We start from the raw sequence: 15,602 nt of genomic DNA, 5'->3' as shown, positions 1-15,602 counted from the left end.
AGCTATGCCAAAGTAAACGAAAGAAGCAAAAAGCTGAACGATATTCGAAATGGTTTAATGAATATTCAGATTCGTTCAGCTTTTTTGTTCTATATCATTTCCATGTTTTTAATAAACGCCTTTTAGTGGTACATAGATACTTTCTTTTAAACTTTCTTGCCTCGTATTTTAGTCGTTAGAAGTGAGCATTAAGTGTTACCCCTGCCCCTTTCGCATTTTCTATTCCTCTAAGATATACTTCCTTAAGGCATAGCCGACTCCATTGTTTTCATGATGCTTCGTAATGTAGGTGGCATGTTGTTTCACTTCATCCTCAGCATTTTCCATCGCGATACACATTCCAGCAATAGAAAACATAGGTACGTCATTATAATTATCTCCTATTGCCACTGTATGCTTTAAGGGAATATTAAAATAATCTGCCATCTGCTTTAAGCCATAGCCCTTATTCGCATTAGGATGAGCTATTTCTATCTTTTGTTTACCTGAGGATGTTATGGATATATCATTTCTATTTTTCAGAATACTTTGGAGTATATTCCTTTTTGGCTTTTCGAAAGAAAGAACAAATAATTTATATACCTCTAAATCCGTATAATCGATTTCATTATAATTAGAAACATGTAGTAAGCCGTGCTGCCTGTTTTGCATATCAATGATATGATCTACCCAATCGATTGCTACGTCTAAATCCTGTATTCCTCTTTTTTCTCGTTCAAGGATCCCACTAATTTGGCTTTCTACTAAAATCCCACCTTTCGTGTATATTTCAAAATAGACTAATTGCTGTTTAAGTATCTCGATGAGGTCACCTATAACATCACTTGTTAGGAATAAGTGATACAGAAGTTTATCATTATCATATGCTTTTGCACCATTACCTGCAATAATTGGACAATCTATAGCAGCACGCCTAAGAATCTCTTTTGTATCATGAACCGAACGTCCAGACGAAATCACGACAATGTCATCTTTCCTTTGGACCTCATGAATGGCCTGCACATTCTCATCAGAAATCGTTCCATTTTCGGAGAGAAGCGTCCCATCCAAATCTATAGCAATCAACTGCATCCTATTTTCCCCCTTTCATCATTGAAGCTAAATGATAGGGGACTGCCTTAATAGACATCCCCTATCTTGTCAATTTATGCTTCAATAATAGAAGGAACTACTTTTCCTTCACTTCCTACCATCCGTATTTTGGAAGCAACCATAGCTTTTGCAGCTTCTTTTGCTTTTTGTAAGTAGGCTCGTGGATCCAAACTTTCTGGTTCCTCTATAAAATGCTGTCTTATTGCTTCGGAATATGCATTTTTTAATTCTGTAGATACATTTACTTTAGCCATTCCTAGTGAAACACACTTCCGAACATCTTCCTCTGGTACAGCAGATCCCCCATGCAATACTAATGGAGTATCTACCAATTCACCAATCTGTTCAATCCTTGAAAAATCAATATTTGGTTCACCTTTATAAATACCATGCGCAGTTCCAATCGCCGGAGCTAGTGTAGGTACACCTGTCATTTGAACAAATTCCTTACATTCTGTTGGAACTGCTTTTTGTGCATCTTCTTCTGATACAACAATATTATCCTCTACTCCACCTACTTTCCCTAGCTCTGCCTCTACATTTACACCAAGTGAATCTGCTAAATCCATTACCTCCTGTGTTCTGCGGACATTTTCCGCAAATGGATGCATAGAGGCATCAATCATTACTGAGGAATAACCAGCTCGAATTGCCTGCTTAATCACTTCATAATCAGTACAATGATCTAAGTGTAAGCCAGTAGGAACATGATAATATTCGGAGGCTGCCTTAACAACTTTCACAATGTTTTCTGCACCGAGTGATTTTACCGTACCAACAGTTGTTTGCAATATAACTGGTGATCTCATTTCTGCAGCCGCTTCTAGTACCCAGTAAATACTATCAAATGAATGGACATTGAACGCTACAATTCCGTATTTTCCCTTTTTAGCTTGGTTTAACAATGGTGTAGTTGATATAATTCCCATTTTATATCTCTCCTCCTGAAATAGCAGTTGCTACAATATTTGCTAGCTGCTCGTTTGTTGTTGCATCAAGCATCGATTGTCTAACTTCTTCATCCATCAACGCGCGTGATAAGGCAGATAATGCCTGTAGATGGGTTGAACCAGCTTCTGATTTAGGTATTAACAGGGATAAAAAGAAGAATGCTGGTTGACCGTCAAAAGATTCCCATTCAATACCAGTTTCTGTGCGAACAATAATAATCGCTGGTTTCACTACCGCTTCCGTCTGCGTGTGGGGGATTGCAAAACCATCCTGGAACCCAGTTGTACTTTGTAATTCTCTTTGTTTTAAACCTTCGATAATCGCTTCTGCTGAACTGGCGATCCCATGTTTTTTTGCAATGTCAGCAATCGCTTGAAATACACCTTGCTGCGAAGAAGCTGTCGCCTGAAGCAGAATAAAATCTTTATTAATTAAATGTTTCATACTGATCACTCCTCAATTGGCTTATTGTGTGCTGCTTTTTTTCGATATAGACCATATAGGAAAGCACCAATTAGTGAACCTACTAAAATAGATAAAACCCATTGGAAAGCTCCTGTAACAACTGGAAGGACTAAAAACCCACCATGCGGCGCTGGCACTTGAACGCCGAACATGTAAGTCATGATCGCTGCTATGGAGGAGCCGAACATAATAATCGGCAGAACAATTAAAGGGCTCTTAGCTGCAAAGGGGATAGCCCCCTCTGTAATGTGCGTCGATCCTAATATAAAGTTGACAGCTCCAGCGTTTCGTTCCTCTTTTGTAAAATATTTGGGAAAAATAACTGTAGCAAAAGCAATAATTAACGGTGGTGCAATACATGCTGCTGATACCCCTGCCATAAAATACAGATTTCCTTCGGATAATAATAGTGTCCCAGTAACATATGCCGCCTTATTAAACGGTCCGCCCATATCGAATCCACACATTGCACCGACAATTAATCCTAATAGTAATGGATTTGTTGATTGTACGGATGCTAGGAAGTCCATTAATCCTTCGTTTAAACTTGTTAATGGTTGGATAATTGGCGTCATAACGATACCAATTAGAAAGATTCCCAAAACTGGATACAAGAAAATGGACTTCAATCCATTCAATGAGTGCGGCATCTTTTTTAACAGTTTTTGCAGGAGAATAATGATATAACCTGCAATAAAACCTGCTAATATTCCGCCTAAAAATCCTGCTCCACCTTCATCTGCCAATAGCCCACCAATGAAGCCAACAACCATCCCCGGCCTTTTAGAAATGGATTCGGCAATAAAAGCTGCCAATATCGGCACCATTAAACTAAAACCTAATCCACCAACTTGATTTAACAATGCTGCAAATTCATTGTACTGCTCATGGTCCGGGTCAGCCGAATAGATACCGAACAGGAAGGAAACTGCAATGAGCACTCCACCCCCTACAACAAATGGGAGCATGTGTGATACGCCATTCATTAAGTGCTTATATATTGAATGAACCCATCGTCTATTTTGCTTGGTAGCCTGATCCCTCTCATCGACTTCCATTTTATCTGCCTCATTACCTGACTCTTGATAATCTGAGTCATAATAAGTAGAAGCTTCTTGATTAACTATTTGATTAATAAGTTCTTCTGGAGAACGAATGCCTTTCGAAACTGGTACATCGACTAAGGGCTTTCCATGAAATCGATACGCCTGTACATCCTTATCTGCAGCAATAATAACACCATCTGCTTCCTTTATTTCCTCAGGAGATAAGGCATTTTCAACACCAACCTGACCATGTGTTTCCACTTTAATCTCCACACCCATTTTTTCTGCAGCTTTTTTAAGCGCTTCTGCAGCCATAAATGTATGTGCAATACCTGTTGGACAACCTGTAGCTGCAACAATTTTCTTTTTAACCATACTTAATCCCCCCTATTATTAGTGATGGAAACTTGCTTCATAAGTTCTGCTATATTTGATAAGTCACTAAGACCTTTAGAAAAAGCTGTAGATGCTCCAGTAGCAACTGCATATTTTAACGTTACATCTAATGGAGCGTTTTCCATTGTTTTTGCAATAAACGCGGCGAGCAAAGAGTCTCCAGAGCATGCCGTATTTACTACTTCTCCAACTGGTGAACTAACGTTTACTAAATGATTGTCATTTAAGAAAATTGCTCCATTTCCTCCTCTAGATATAATGACGTTTTTAGCTCCCTTATATAAGAGCTCCTTACCATAAACGATTATTTCTTGCTCTGATAACGGCATATCTTTTCCAACTAAATGAGCAAGCTCTTCTTCATTTGGCTTCAATAAATAAGGACGATACGGAAGAGTTTCTAATACAATAGATGAGCTTGAATCAATTACAAGGTTAACGTCATTTTCAGCACAGATTTTGGCTATATCTACAAGAATACTCTCCTCTACTCCCCTAGGTAAGCTTCCTGAAACGATTAATATACTTCCCTTTGGAATAGCCTTTATTTTTTGTAGTAAGTTATCAACATCTTTTTGCCCAACTTCTGGACCTTGATTGACAATTTTATATTCCTCATCGGCATTTACAAACACATTAATTCGTGTTATTCCATCCACATTGATGAAATCACTGTTAATCCCTTGCTTAGTTAATTCTTCTTCAATAAATTTACCTGTAAATCCACCGATAAATCCTAATGCTGTATTTTCTATTCCCATTTTTTGAAGCATAATAGAAACATTGACGCCTTTTCCATTTGCTTGATAATCTTCATCAAACGTACGATTTACTCTATTTGGTTTCAAGTTGTCTATGGCTACGTATAAATCAATAGCTGTGTTCATTGTACAGGTATAAATCACAGCTTCACCCTCTTTCTTTGTTGTTAAGTAAAGTATCTCATATTCATTTATGTAAATGTTTTCAGCTTATGTAAACCTTTGCAGTGAAAGGATGCGAAGGTATGACAAACCTAGTAAATTTTAGTAGCGTTAATGAAGCTGCTTGCCACTATGGCGTTGTGAAAATATTAAGTGAAACTACTTAGCAGCAGGGGTCTTACTGGCAGTTATATGCGGGGAAAAAAGCTAAAAAAGGAATGAAGAAGCAATAAAAGACGAACGATAATTATTTGATAATAATTATCATTCGCCTTTTAGCGATTTAGGAAAATATAAAATTTGAGCCTGTGTATAAATATGGGCGTTTTGTCTATCCCACACTAATTGTTAGTACCACAAGGGTATGCCCTAAAAGTCCTTGAACCAATCGGACATTTAATGCAGTCATTCCCACACTTACCAATTTTGGTTTGTCTTTATTGCTTGAAGTCGGGGTCTTACTACCAGTTATATGTGGGATTACATGATTATTCGTATTTTGAGTAAAGAAATTGTTTTTTTATCCTAGCCTCAGACGATATTCAGAAAAAAGGATGTTTCCCAATAATTAACGGAATGCTCCTTAGAAGAATAATCAATATCGGATTATCACAGAACTGCATTTATTTTTTTGTACGGATTACGTAAGAATCAAGAAGTATTCTAGCTATTACATTAAGTGAAAGTCTTGAACGAACTTCATATTCTGGAAAAAGGGAATGATCTGTTTTATACCCTAATAGAGTCATATCAGATAATCTACTAAGTGACGAGTCAACCTTGGTAGTTAGTGTAATCGTTGTTACTTGTCTCATATTTAAGTTTTGGCATGCCTCCACAAGCTCAGGTGTTTCACCATTTAACGATACAAAAATAGCTATATCATTTTTTCCTACTTTACGAGACTTCACACGAATGATATTAGGGTCTTCATGTGTTTCACATATTTTATCTAAAGCCTGTAATTTTACCATCATTTCTTTTGCAATCATTTCTGAAAAGCCACGGCTAAAAATATAGACTCGTTCTGCATTAAATATTTTTTGGACGGCATCTTCAATTTGACCAATGCTTTGTAGCTGGATGGTTTTCGTAACCTCTTCCTCATTTTTCTTAATTACCTGTTTAATATCGTCGTCAATATTTCCAAGCCAATCATGGGTGTCCTCCATTTTCTTGTCCTGTTTTAAACGATATTTAAAAGATGTATAGCCGTTATAGCCTATTTTCTTCATCAGTCTGACAATCGTAGCTGTAGACACATTTGCTCTTTCACTTAACGTAACAATTGACATGGTAGCTATCTCGTCAAGATGTTGGTGTATAAATTCCAATAAATAGCGCTCCGCTTGACTGAGCATAGAATAGGTTTGATGCGGAATATCAAATAAAGGTTTATCCATCATGAAAACCTCCTTCCTTAGTTATAGGAGTAAGGAAATCCTGTTATGTAACGGTATACCAGCTTTGGGTGTATTTCTATTGTTGTCTATGCTTATAGAAATATTACTATTATATCGTTCCGTTCGAATTAGTATCCTATAGAAAATGTACCCTATTCGTATAATGAAAGAATACCACATCGAGCCTACCAACTGCTACTTTAACAGCTAACAAGGCGATACAGAAAAAACCAATTTAGTTATGTTCCAACCTCATCACCATTCTCTTACTCTAGTCTTATCAGCAACTTATCGATTTCCATAATTTGTATTAGAAGAATAAAGTCCAGCTTCCAATCTTGAACTTTAACCTTGCTGACGCAGGAAATTATTCATTAGCACGGGCAAGGAAACTAATATAGGCGGATCATTTAAACGTGGTGCACGAAGTGTTACATACAGGTGTGGTACAGATGAACGAGGCTGCACTACAATTGGATGATGGATTTTAGCTCTTAGTGTAGTGTGTGGGAGCAAAATATCTGTTGCCTGCGAATCCCAAGTTACCGCAGTTGCCATTAAATAGTAACGACCTGGCTTCACATTAGAAAATGAAAATTCACCTAATGTCGACAGTAGTGTACCATATTTCGGCATTCCCTCTGGAATTGGCTTCGGAAACAATCCTATTAAAATAACTCCACTGAACGGAACTTCTGCATCAATTGTTCCTGTAACATAGTTATGTGCTTTTTTAACAATGCTTGTTTGTTTCCATGTCGCCAGTTGATTCAAGGATGTCAAATGCTTGTTCGCTACCTGTGGTGAATGACGAAACGCAGATGGTGACATACCTACCCGGTTTGAAAACCTTGTTGTAAAGGTACCAAGACTTTGCTGGCCGATCTCCATACCGATGTCACGGATACTTAAGTTTGTCTTTAACAATAAATCCTTTGCCTTCTGTAAACGAATAGAAGCAACGTAATAATGAGGGGGCAAACCAACATATGCTTTGAAGATACGGGAAAAATGATAAGGACTGTAAGCTGCATAGCGTGCTAATCGAGCAAGCGATAGGTCTTCATCAATATGCCTTTTTATATAAAATAGCACTTCATCCATTTCTGAAGAATAACTTGGCACGTTACGTTCCTCCTGACCTAAATACCTATTAATAGTATTCGATTTAAATCAAAGAATTCCTTTAAGCATTTCCATTATTTCATCGACAATTGAATTATTTTCTTATAAAATCAGAATAGAAAAAATTATTACAAGTAAAACTTCAATCAGTGGGAGTTTTGTTATCCCCACTGATGGTTAGTATCACAAAGGTATGACTTAAATGCCTGATGGGGGCTTACTACTGTAGCTATGTGTGGGATAGAAATGTACGTTTTGAAGATTAAGCTATTATGTAAAAGGAGTGTGGTGAAGTGAATAGTCCCATTAAAAATCAGGTTAATACAATATTTGTCAGCGTTAGTGAATTGCACAGATCGGTAAAATGGTATTGTGATTTATTAGGGCAGAAGTATCAAGCAGAACATCTAAACCAACCTGTTTATAAGCTTGATATCAATCATCATACGGGGTTGATATTAGATGCCGGGCCTAGAGGAAAAGTTCAAAAAGTTACTCCGTCTCCACACCCATTATACAACTTTCATACAGATGATATTCAAGCGGCATTTCGATTTGTAGAAAAACCGAACTATCAAATCACATCACCCATAACAGCGTTTACAGCCGTAAAAGATCCTGATGAAAATATTATTATGGTATGCAATGGCTGATCCAATAACGAATTCCGGAGGACTGCATATGTTCAGAATTCTTTTAGAGGGCTGGTTACCATTTATTCTAACAGGATTAATTACTGCTTCCATTATCATTCTTTTAGCAAGATACATGAATCGTGTAGGACTTTATATAATTACAACACTATTGAACTTCGCCAGTTTTGCATTATTCATCATTAGTATATTTGCGATTGGTCCCTGGACAGGAATGGGAATAGGGCTTTTTTCCATTTCTTTTCTAATTGGTGTTAACATGGGAATTGTCATTAGCTTCTTTATAAAGTGAAACTTCAATCTATTGGGGTTTTGTTTTCCCCCACTTAACCAATATTAGTTTCAATTGCTTGAAGTGGGGGGTATGACCAGTTATATGCGGATAAGAAAGAAATAGCGTGAGGTTGTATGTTATGTCACATGCAACCTTTACTTAACGATGTAATTCTGCTTTCATATCCCATGACGTTCCATTAAGCCCTACTTTTATAAAACCAAAGCGCTTGTACAGCTGTACAGCAGTATTATTGGGATCAACGCTTAATGATACTGCAGGATACCCAGCTATTGTGAGCCTTCTCAGCAATTCATTAAGAAGTAGCGTGCCAATTCCTTTCCCTCTATAATCAGGTAAAACTGCCATACTAAGCACAGGAGTATCATCAGCAATATAACCATAGGTTTGATTTTTCTCATTAAATAAGCGCGTCCATATTGCGCCTACATGGTTTCCTGTCTCATCCAGGGCAATCAGAGCAATATCTCCATCTCTTCCCCAATTGCGAACATATTTCTCTAAGGCTGGATCTTTTATTATTGCTCTTGATGGTCGATCCACACCTTCAGGAACATATATTGCTTGATAAAGCATCTCCCATAAGAAATCGATATCAGCAGCTGATCCAGAATGAATCGTATACTTTTCCATAAACACATCTCTCTTTCCTTAGTTAAAAGCCTTTAACTATATTGATAAAAGACACTGTTGAATTAATTCGATACTACTTAAGAGAATCCCTACCTGAGGCAAGTAAAATGGTAAATCAATTGAATCACATGCTTGTAGGAGTAAAGCTAGGGACTAAATGAAACAGTAAAAAAAACTGAGCAAAATTCGCTCAGTCCTTATCACTAAATGCTCAGATTTACGCTTTCTCTAGTAGCTATTATGGAATAATAGCTACTGCTTGCTTGACCACCACTCCGGCTGCCCACTTCCCTTTCCGTGGGGTTTGTCCTTCAGCTAACTTTTTTAGCAAAACCCGCTCAAAAAAGTGGATCTTCAGGTCAAACATTTCCCACAGGAGTTGAAGTAGCCGGCCTTCGCTATTATCAGGCTCTACAACGCTAGCATGAAGTAACACAGCTGCTTTTATACTCACGGATAACGATTTTCACTTTACCCATTGTAAAAAAAGTCAACCTATTACTTATGACAAGAATTGTTGCACCTTCTCATAGCGGAGACTAATTACGTAGACTCCTGCGGGATTAGCGCGAGCCGAAAATCCACTTTGCAACGTGTTCTTCTTTGCAAAGTTAGTTGAGGCCGTGCCCACGGAAAGCGAAGTAATTAGTCGGAGCATTGCCAATAGACATCAAACATTTCAAAATAACTACTTGGCTTAACGCAGTCATTGCACTGATTTTATACTTTCTTAACTTAGAACAAAAGCGCAAACGCCTGATTAGAAGCGTAGCGACTGGAGCGAGAAAACGGAGATTAAGGGATCACGGTGAGCTTGCGAGCCGATGCTGACTTATCGTCAGGCGATTCATGAAGTCGCCTAGTTTCTAGGCGCTGGAGCTGGATGTGGCTCAAACACGCACCCTATTTAACCACATGGGCTAATTTTGTAATTTCCTAGACAGTGAAAAGAGTGTATTCCTCCTGTTGTGCGAGTAAGAAAACACTCTCCTCTTGTTTATTCTTTTGTAAACGTAATCGTACTTCTTATCGTATCAATTGGACGAACCATTTCCTCTATCTCTGCTCGATTTGGTTCAAGAAACGGTGGAAGTGATAAGCTTTCTCCTAAAGTTTCATAAGGCTCATCACCCATAAACCCTGGTCCATCTGTTGCAAATTCAAATAGAATTTGTGGAGCTACCCGGACATATAAGGATTCAAAGAAATGGCGGTTGACATACCCTGATGTTTGAAACCCAAAATTCTCCATACGGTTAATCCAATCCTCTAAAACGTTTCGGTCTTCTACACGGAATGCGGCATGATGCACTGTACCAAAACCCTGCCGTGCATTAGGTAGCACTGGATTATATTCCACTACAACCTGTGCACCATTACCACCTTGCCCAACTTCAAACAGGTGAAATGATCCTTCTTGATCAATCTCTTTAAACTGTAGCACGTTCTCCATCATTTCTTTAAAGTAATCGAAGTTAGCAATACGAACAAAGATTGGTCCTAAACCTGTGATTGCATATTCTAATGGAATCGGTCCTTTTTTCCAAGGAATACCGGAATCAACACCTTCATTAGCTTCATCAGAGATTAATTGATATTGTTGATCATCGAAATCCACAAAGGATAGAGACTTTTTGCCAAATTGCTCCTTAATACCTGTATGCTTAACTTCTAAACGCTCAAAGCGTTGCACCCAATAATCTAATGCTGCGTCTGATGGAACTCGGAAGGATGTTTTGTAGATCTCATTCGTTCCATGTGACCCTTTTGGAATGCCGGGAAAATCAAAGAAGGTCATATCTGTACCTGGATTCCCGTTATCATCAGCGAAAAATAGATGGTATGTCTGAATATCATCCTGATTAACTGTTTTCTTCACTAAACGCATGCCAAGAACATATGTGAAAAACTCGTAATTTTTTTCTGCACTGCTCGTAATCGCTGTAACATGATGTATTCCCTTTAATCCTTGCATGTCATTACCTCCTCATTTACTAACTGGTTTAATACTTTTAATTAAGATATCTTTAATTAAATATAAATATACCACGTTTCCTTCTACTTGTCCATTAACTAAACTTCATTCATATAGTGAAACTACCATCCGTGGGAGGGTTGTTTATACCCAACGGATGATTAGTACCACAAGGGTATGACCTAAAAGCCTTTGAACCAATCGGACATTTACTGGCAGTCGATCCCTCTCTTACCGATTTTGGTTTCTCTCTCTATTGCTTGAAGTCGGGGTATTACTGCCAGTTATATGCTGAATAAAAATAGCACACTACCTAGGATGAGCTAAATAATCGTTTATTATTTTTCATTTAAATGCTCGTTTAATTCATTTGAAATCTGATTCAATACACCCTCATCTATTTTTTCATAATAAATCCCATCCACTGTTATTTTTTTCTTTTTAATCGTTATATCCTTTGTCTCAATGGAAAAGGAATGAATACCATCTCTTATCTTGTCTAACTTCGCAGATGATAAATTTGTTGATTCAATTTGTTCTGTCAATTGTTCTACCAATTTACTACTATTTTCCTTATAGTTAATTTTATCCCAAACCATTTTGGTAGTACTCCTGTGCTTATCCGTTTCAACCCAATCCTTTAGAAATTCTGTTGAAATGACAGCATAGTAATCGATCGGAACATCGAGATAATTTTCGAAGGTTGCTATCACGGGTTCGATCTCTTGATTATAAGCCATTGCATTCGCAATTTTATCCTTCCGCATATTGTCATTATGTGCATCAATAATGGTTGCATAGGCATCTCGAGGTATTGGAACTAGTTTTATACTTTCCATTGCAGAATTATATGTAAGTACCAGCTGAAATACAGATCGATGAGATTCTTCCGCCAATATTAACACAGAAAATGTGTTTTTTACGTCAGTAGATACTGCTTGATTGTCCTTCGTATAAAGTGAAGGCATTATTACTCCAATTGCTAAGATCACGATCAGCATAGTGGCAATCGTAGGACCGATATAAGACGTAGACGTTCGTTTCCGTTTTTTCTTTGCTGTATGAATCTGCTGTAATGTCTGTTGACGATCTGCTTCTGTGAATGTTAACGATTCATTCTCGATAAACGAAATGTATTCTCTCTCTTTTTTACCCATGATAGTTCACCTCCAATTTAGTTTTCAATCGTTGTCTAGCTCTTTTCAACCTTGTTTTTACTGTACTTGTGTTCAATTCCATCATGTCAGCAATTTCTTCAATTTGAAAAGATTGATAATAGTACAAGTAAATAACTTCACGATAGATAGTTGGTAACGTATAAACTACCTGCTGCAGTTCCTCCTTTGCTTCTTTCTGAATAACATTATCTTCTACGGATGAAAAGATAGCGCCTGCGACATCCTGAATAAGTTGAACTGCCTGCACCTTTCGATGATGCCAGCTTTTCAAATAATCCTTGCAGCCATTGATCGTTATCCGATACAGCCATGTTTTTAGTGAAGACTCATAGCGAAAGGAATCCAAATGCTGATAACATTTAATAAACGTGGATTGGACAATATCCTTTGCTGTCTCTACATTTTTCACATAATGAAATGCAAGTCGGACCAATTCATCTCCATACATAATCATGACTTCCTCTAATACCCTTTCTTTTTCTCGTTCCATAATTCCCCCCTCATCCATTGCTGTTGTTTGCTTGTTCGTTTGACGATCCTATCGAAGAAATAGTTTCAGCTAAACGAAGAAAAAAGCATCCCCCGTAGAATGCTTTCAGTATAGTTGTTTCAGATTGCGATTAAGAAAAAATGAATAGTCGGCTTTCGAAATGCTCGTTTTGTTTTTTAACGCTTATCCATTTAAAGTATATCTTTCCTTTAAAAAAACAACAGATTGATGAATTAATTGCTTCAATACGTCAATATCAATATCTGATAGCTTGTTAATATAGACACATGCTTTCCCACTCGTATGTTTTCCAAGTTTCTGCAATAATATCTCTCGCTCTTCGTCTCCGGTAGCGAAATATAGACTAAATTTAGCCTTTCTTGGTGAAAAGCCAGCAAGCATTGCATCACCTTCATGTCCACTCTTATATTTATAATGGTAGGACCCAAAACCAACAATACTTGTTCCCCACATTTTTGCAGGATAACCTGTTACTTCTGTAAAAATATCTAATAGCCTGTAGGCATCTTCCTTTTTTCTTGGACTCGCTACTTGTTCAATAAATTCGATAACACTACCATCATTTTCTTTCGTCTTTAGTTCATACATCTTCACATGCACTCCTTTTTAAAGAATTCGACATCGAAGTAACCATAATCTAATATACATATTCTATGCAGCTCAAATAAAATCCTTTTATAGCTATTCAAGTGTATCCGCTTTGCTTAAATCCTACATTCCTATACTATTATAGAATAGAGGATTATCTAAGAATGATTCATTAAACCGTCTTATTCAGGAGGAGAAACGATGTTTTTAGCATGGAATGAGATCAAGAATAACAAATTACGTTTCACTTTAATTGTTGGTGTATTAATGCTTGTATCCTATCTTGTCTTCTTTTTATCAGGATTAGCAAATGGATTAGAAAATATGAATAAAGAAGCGGTAGATAAATGGGATGGCCAAGGCGTGATATTAACAGAGGAATCCGATATTAATTTACCTCAGTCTAGTTTGACCTTAGATGATTATAATGGTGAAGGTGTGGATGAATACGCTAGCCTTGCACAGATTAATTCCATTGCTACTTCGGATGATCATAAATCTAATGTTTCTATTTTTGGCATTGATAAAGAAGAGTTTATTATGCCAAATGTCATTGAAGGCGATGCCTTTGCTAAGGAAGGAGAAGTTATTGCCAATGAATCTTTAAAAGATGAAGGATTTAAGCTTGGTGACAAACTAAGTCTTTCTTCTACGGAAGAAGATTTAACGATCGTCGGCTTTACAAATAATGCAAAATTTAATGCAGCACCAGTTCTTTATACCGATTTGTATACATTACAAAAGGTTCGTTATGGCAAAGCCGCAGAAAACTATGAAGATCGAATAAATGCCTTCATACTACGTACCGATAATCTGTCTGATATAGAAGTACCGGATGAATTACAAGTGGTAGATACGACAACATTTATCGAAAATCTACCTGGCTATTCGGAACAAAACTTAACGTTAACATTTATGATTTATTTCTTGTTTATAATTTCAGCAGTCGTACTGGCTATTTTCTTATACGTATTAACGATTCAAAAGGTCAGTATCTTTGGTGTGATGAAAGCCCAAGGGATTTCAAGCAGTTATTTAGCACGCTCTGTTATAGCTCAAACATTCTTATTAGCTATTGCTGGAGTAATTATCGGCTTTATTCTCACAATGATTACAGGCTTCTTCTTACCTGCAGCTGTTCCAGTAGCATTTAATTTTCTTGACCTGCTGGTATATGGCATTGTACTTATATTTGTATCCGTGTTAGGTGCTTTATTTTCAATACAAACGATTGTTAAAATAGACCCGCTAAAGGCGATTGGAGGGTAAGACATGGCTATTCTTGAGATGAACCAGGTAAATAAATTTTTTGGCTCAGGTCACACAGAAATAGAAGCATTAAAACCTACAAATTTCCAAGCAGAAAAAGGAGAGTTAATCGCGGTAATTGGCCCATCCGGTTCAGGTAAAAGCACCTTTTTAACTATTGCTGGCGGCTTACAAACACCTACAAACGGAAAGGTTATTATTAATGAAATGGATATTACCAGCCTAAAGGAGAAAAAACGTTCAGCCATCCGCTTACGTGAAATTGGCTTTGTTTTACAAGCTTCAAATCTAGTGCCATTCTTAACAGTAAGTCAGCAAATGCAACTGTTAGATAAAGTGAAAAAGCATAACTTATCTGCAGAGAAGCTGAAAGAGCTCTATCAATCCTTAGGAATCGAAGATCTCTTAAACAGCTTTCCTTCTGATTTATCGGGAGGAGAAAGACAGCGTGTTGCGATTGCAAAAGCATTGTATACAGATCCAAGTATTATTCTTGCAGACGAACCGACTGCTTCCCTTGATTCAGATCGCGCCTTTGAAGTAATGGAGATGTTAAAGGAAGCGACCACGAAAAACGACAAAACAACGATTGTAGTAACGCATGATACACGCTTAATTGATTACTGTGATAAAGTTTATAACATTACAGATGGTAGGTTAAGCTTAAAACAACCGAGCCATTAAGATATAGATTATTTTACGATTGATCAAATGCAGCTAGGACAAAGGAAAAGCCGGAAAAATTCGAAACGTTGGGAGTAACCAAGTAACCACCCTAGCAAACGATCGAATTTATTCGGCTTTTATTGTTCTAATTTGTTTGATAAGCTCTTAAACAAACCCCTAAGAAAAACGGAACAAAATTCGCTCAGTCCTTATCACTAAATGCTCAGATTTACGCTTCCTCTAGTAGCTATTATGGAATAATAGCTACTGCTTAACCACCACTCCGGCTGCCCACTTCCCTTTCCATGGGGTTTGTCCTTCAGCTAACTTTTTTAGCAAAACCCGCTCAAAAAAGTGGATCTTCAGGTCAAACATTTCCCACAGGAGTTGAAGTGGCCGGCCTTCGCTATTATCAGGCTCTACAACGCTAGCA

At 37.4% G+C, this 15,602-nt stretch carries 17 protein-coding genes; 4 read left to right on the top strand and 13 right to left on the bottom strand.

Annotated features, from left to right (window positions below; genetic code table 11):
- Nucleotides 1-219 precede the first annotated feature (219 nt).
- The 7 genes from RVS70_RS15100 to RVS70_RS15070 all read right to left on the bottom strand — a co-directional run bounded on the left by RVS70_RS15100 (nt 220) and on the right by RVS70_RS15070 (nt 7,380).
- The gene (locus tag RVS70_RS15100; protein WP_026680433.1) at nt 220-1,071 is read right to left on the bottom strand and encodes a Cof-type HAD-IIB family hydrolase; all 852 of its coding nucleotides are present in this window, start codon (nt 1,069-1,071) and stop codon (nt 220-222) included.
- 74 nt (nt 1,072-1,145) lie between these two features.
- Nucleotides 1,146-2,021: a class II fructose-bisphosphate aldolase gene (locus RVS70_RS15095; protein ID WP_026680432.1), complete on the bottom strand. Its 876-nt coding sequence runs from the start codon at nt 2,019-2,021 to the stop codon at nt 1,146-1,148.
- Nucleotide 2,022: 1 nt separating this feature from the next.
- Nucleotides 2,023-2,487, bottom strand: a complete 465-nt coding sequence (locus tag RVS70_RS15090) for a PTS sugar transporter subunit IIA (RefSeq protein ID WP_205389193.1) — start codon at nt 2,485-2,487, stop codon at nt 2,023-2,025.
- A 5-nt stretch (nt 2,488-2,492) separates the two neighbouring features.
- A complete protein-coding gene (locus RVS70_RS15085) occupies nt 2,493-3,929 on the bottom strand; it encodes a PTS fructose transporter subunit IIC (RefSeq protein WP_026680430.1) in 1,437 nt (478 codons plus the stop codon).
- Between the two features lie 2 nt (nt 3,930-3,931).
- Complete coding sequence (gene pfkB / locus RVS70_RS15080; RefSeq protein ID WP_205389197.1) at nt 3,932-4,855, bottom strand: 1-phosphofructokinase; 924 nt, start codon at nt 4,853-4,855, stop codon at nt 3,932-3,934.
- Nucleotides 4,856-5,496: 641 nt separating this feature from the next.
- Nucleotides 5,497-6,276, bottom strand: a complete 780-nt coding sequence (locus RVS70_RS15075) for a MurR/RpiR family transcriptional regulator (RefSeq protein WP_026680428.1) — start codon at nt 6,274-6,276, stop codon at nt 5,497-5,499.
- 345 nt (nt 6,277-6,621) lie between these two features.
- On the bottom strand, nt 6,622-7,380 hold the full coding sequence (locus tag RVS70_RS15070) for a helix-turn-helix transcriptional regulator (RefSeq protein WP_246484552.1): 759 nt from the start codon (nt 7,378-7,380) through the stop codon (nt 6,622-6,624).
- Between the two features lie 314 nt (nt 7,381-7,694).
- On the opposite strand from RVS70_RS15070, the gene RVS70_RS15065 reads away from it, so the two are divergent.
- The gene (locus RVS70_RS15065) at nt 7,695-8,054 is read left to right on the top strand and encodes a VOC family protein (protein WP_026680426.1); all 360 of its coding nucleotides are present in this window, start codon (nt 7,695-7,697) and stop codon (nt 8,052-8,054) included.
- Between the two features lie 28 nt (nt 8,055-8,082).
- Nucleotides 8,083-8,346, top strand: a complete 264-nt coding sequence (locus RVS70_RS15060) for a hypothetical protein (protein WP_034678684.1) — start codon at nt 8,083-8,085, stop codon at nt 8,344-8,346.
- A gap of 141 nt (nt 8,347-8,487) precedes the next feature.
- Here RVS70_RS15060 and RVS70_RS15055 read toward each other — a convergent pair whose 3' ends face one another.
- The 6 genes from RVS70_RS15055 to RVS70_RS15030 form a co-directional block, all read right to left on the bottom strand.
- Nucleotides 8,488-8,982, bottom strand: coding sequence for a GNAT family N-acetyltransferase (locus RVS70_RS15055; RefSeq protein ID WP_121604055.1), 495 nt, complete (start codon nt 8,980-8,982; stop codon nt 8,488-8,490).
- Between the two features lie 238 nt (nt 8,983-9,220).
- A complete protein-coding gene (locus RVS70_RS15050; RefSeq protein ID WP_121604743.1) occupies nt 9,221-9,436 on the bottom strand; it encodes a hypothetical protein in 216 nt (71 codons plus the stop codon).
- Nucleotides 9,437-9,979: 543 nt separating this feature from the next.
- Nucleotides 9,980-10,957: a ring-cleaving dioxygenase gene (locus RVS70_RS15045; RefSeq protein ID WP_166529928.1), complete on the bottom strand. Its 978-nt coding sequence runs from the start codon at nt 10,955-10,957 to the stop codon at nt 9,980-9,982.
- 338 nt (nt 10,958-11,295) lie between these two features.
- Nucleotides 11,296-12,114, bottom strand: a complete 819-nt coding sequence (locus tag RVS70_RS15040) for an LCP family protein (RefSeq protein ID WP_026680423.1) — start codon at nt 12,112-12,114, stop codon at nt 11,296-11,298.
- On the bottom strand, nt 12,107-12,625 hold the full coding sequence (locus tag RVS70_RS15035; RefSeq protein ID WP_034678682.1) for a sigma-70 family RNA polymerase sigma factor: 519 nt from the start codon (nt 12,623-12,625) through the stop codon (nt 12,107-12,109). Before RVS70_RS15035 ends, RVS70_RS15040 begins: the two co-directional genes overlap by 8 nt.
- Nucleotides 12,626-12,808: 183 nt before the next feature.
- The gene (locus RVS70_RS15030) at nt 12,809-13,234 is read right to left on the bottom strand and encodes a DUF1801 domain-containing protein (protein WP_034678681.1); all 426 of its coding nucleotides are present in this window, start codon (nt 13,232-13,234) and stop codon (nt 12,809-12,811) included.
- 201 nt (nt 13,235-13,435) lie between these two features.
- Between RVS70_RS15030 and RVS70_RS15025 the strand changes: the two genes are divergently transcribed.
- Together RVS70_RS15025 and RVS70_RS15020 are read left to right on the top strand one after the other, a co-directional pair.
- Nucleotides 13,436-14,503, top strand: coding sequence for an ABC transporter permease (locus tag RVS70_RS15025; RefSeq protein WP_321133863.1), 1,068 nt, complete (start codon nt 13,436-13,438; stop codon nt 14,501-14,503).
- Between the two features lie 3 nt (nt 14,504-14,506).
- Nucleotides 14,507-15,187, top strand: a complete 681-nt coding sequence (locus RVS70_RS15020; RefSeq protein ID WP_121604058.1) for an ABC transporter ATP-binding protein — start codon at nt 14,507-14,509, stop codon at nt 15,185-15,187.
- Nucleotides 15,188-15,602 lie beyond the last annotated feature (415 nt).

This window comes from Virgibacillus sp. M23, from assembly GCF_034190895.1.
Lineage (GTDB): Bacteria > Bacillota > Bacilli > Bacillales > Amphibacillaceae > Virgibacillus > Virgibacillus salarius.
Note: the sequence above shows the minus strand (reverse complement) of the source record. Positions and strands in the feature narration are given on the sequence as shown.

Excerpts from the sequence above, each read along its gene's own strand:
- RVS70_RS15100 (WP_026680433.1), bottom strand. The coding sequence starts at position 1,071 with ATGCAGTTGATTGCTATAGATTTGGATGGGACGCTTCTCTCCGAAAAT.
- RVS70_RS15095 (WP_026680432.1), bottom strand. The coding sequence starts at position 2,021 with ATGGGAATTATATCAACTACACCATTGTTAAACCAAGCTAAAAAGGGA.
- RVS70_RS15090 (WP_205389193.1), bottom strand. The coding sequence starts at position 2,487 with ATGAAACATTTAATTAATAAAGATTTTATTCTGCTTCAGGCGACAGCT.
- RVS70_RS15085 (WP_026680430.1), bottom strand. The coding sequence starts at position 3,929 with ATGGTTAAAAAGAAAATTGTTGCAGCTACAGGTTGTCCAACAGGTATT.
- RVS70_RS15075 (WP_026680428.1), bottom strand. The coding sequence starts at position 6,276 with ATGGATAAACCTTTATTTGATATTCCGCATCAAACCTATTCTATGCTC.
- RVS70_RS15070 (WP_246484552.1), bottom strand. The coding sequence starts at position 7,380 with ATGGATGAAGTGCTATTTTATATAAAAAGGCATATTGATGAAGACCTA.
- RVS70_RS15060 (WP_034678684.1), top strand. The coding sequence starts at position 8,083 with ATGTTCAGAATTCTTTTAGAGGGCTGGTTACCATTTATTCTAACAGGA.
- RVS70_RS15055 (WP_121604055.1), bottom strand. The coding sequence starts at position 8,982 with ATGGAAAAGTATACGATTCATTCTGGATCAGCTGCTGATATCGATTTC.
- RVS70_RS15045 (WP_166529928.1), bottom strand. The coding sequence starts at position 10,957 with ATGCAAGGATTAAAGGGAATACATCATGTTACAGCGATTACGAGCAGT.
- RVS70_RS15040 (WP_026680423.1), bottom strand. The coding sequence starts at position 12,114 with ATGGGTAAAAAAGAGAGAGAATACATTTCGTTTATCGAGAATGAATCG.
- RVS70_RS15035 (WP_034678682.1), bottom strand. The coding sequence starts at position 12,625 with ATGGAACGAGAAAAAGAAAGGGTATTAGAGGAAGTCATGATTATGTAT.
- RVS70_RS15030 (WP_034678681.1), bottom strand. The coding sequence starts at position 13,234 with ATGTATGAACTAAAGACGAAAGAAAATGATGGTAGTGTTATCGAATTT.
- RVS70_RS15025 (WP_321133863.1), top strand. The coding sequence starts at position 13,436 with ATGTTTTTAGCATGGAATGAGATCAAGAATAACAAATTACGTTTCACT.
- RVS70_RS15020 (WP_121604058.1), top strand. The coding sequence starts at position 14,507 with ATGGCTATTCTTGAGATGAACCAGGTAAATAAATTTTTTGGCTCAGGT.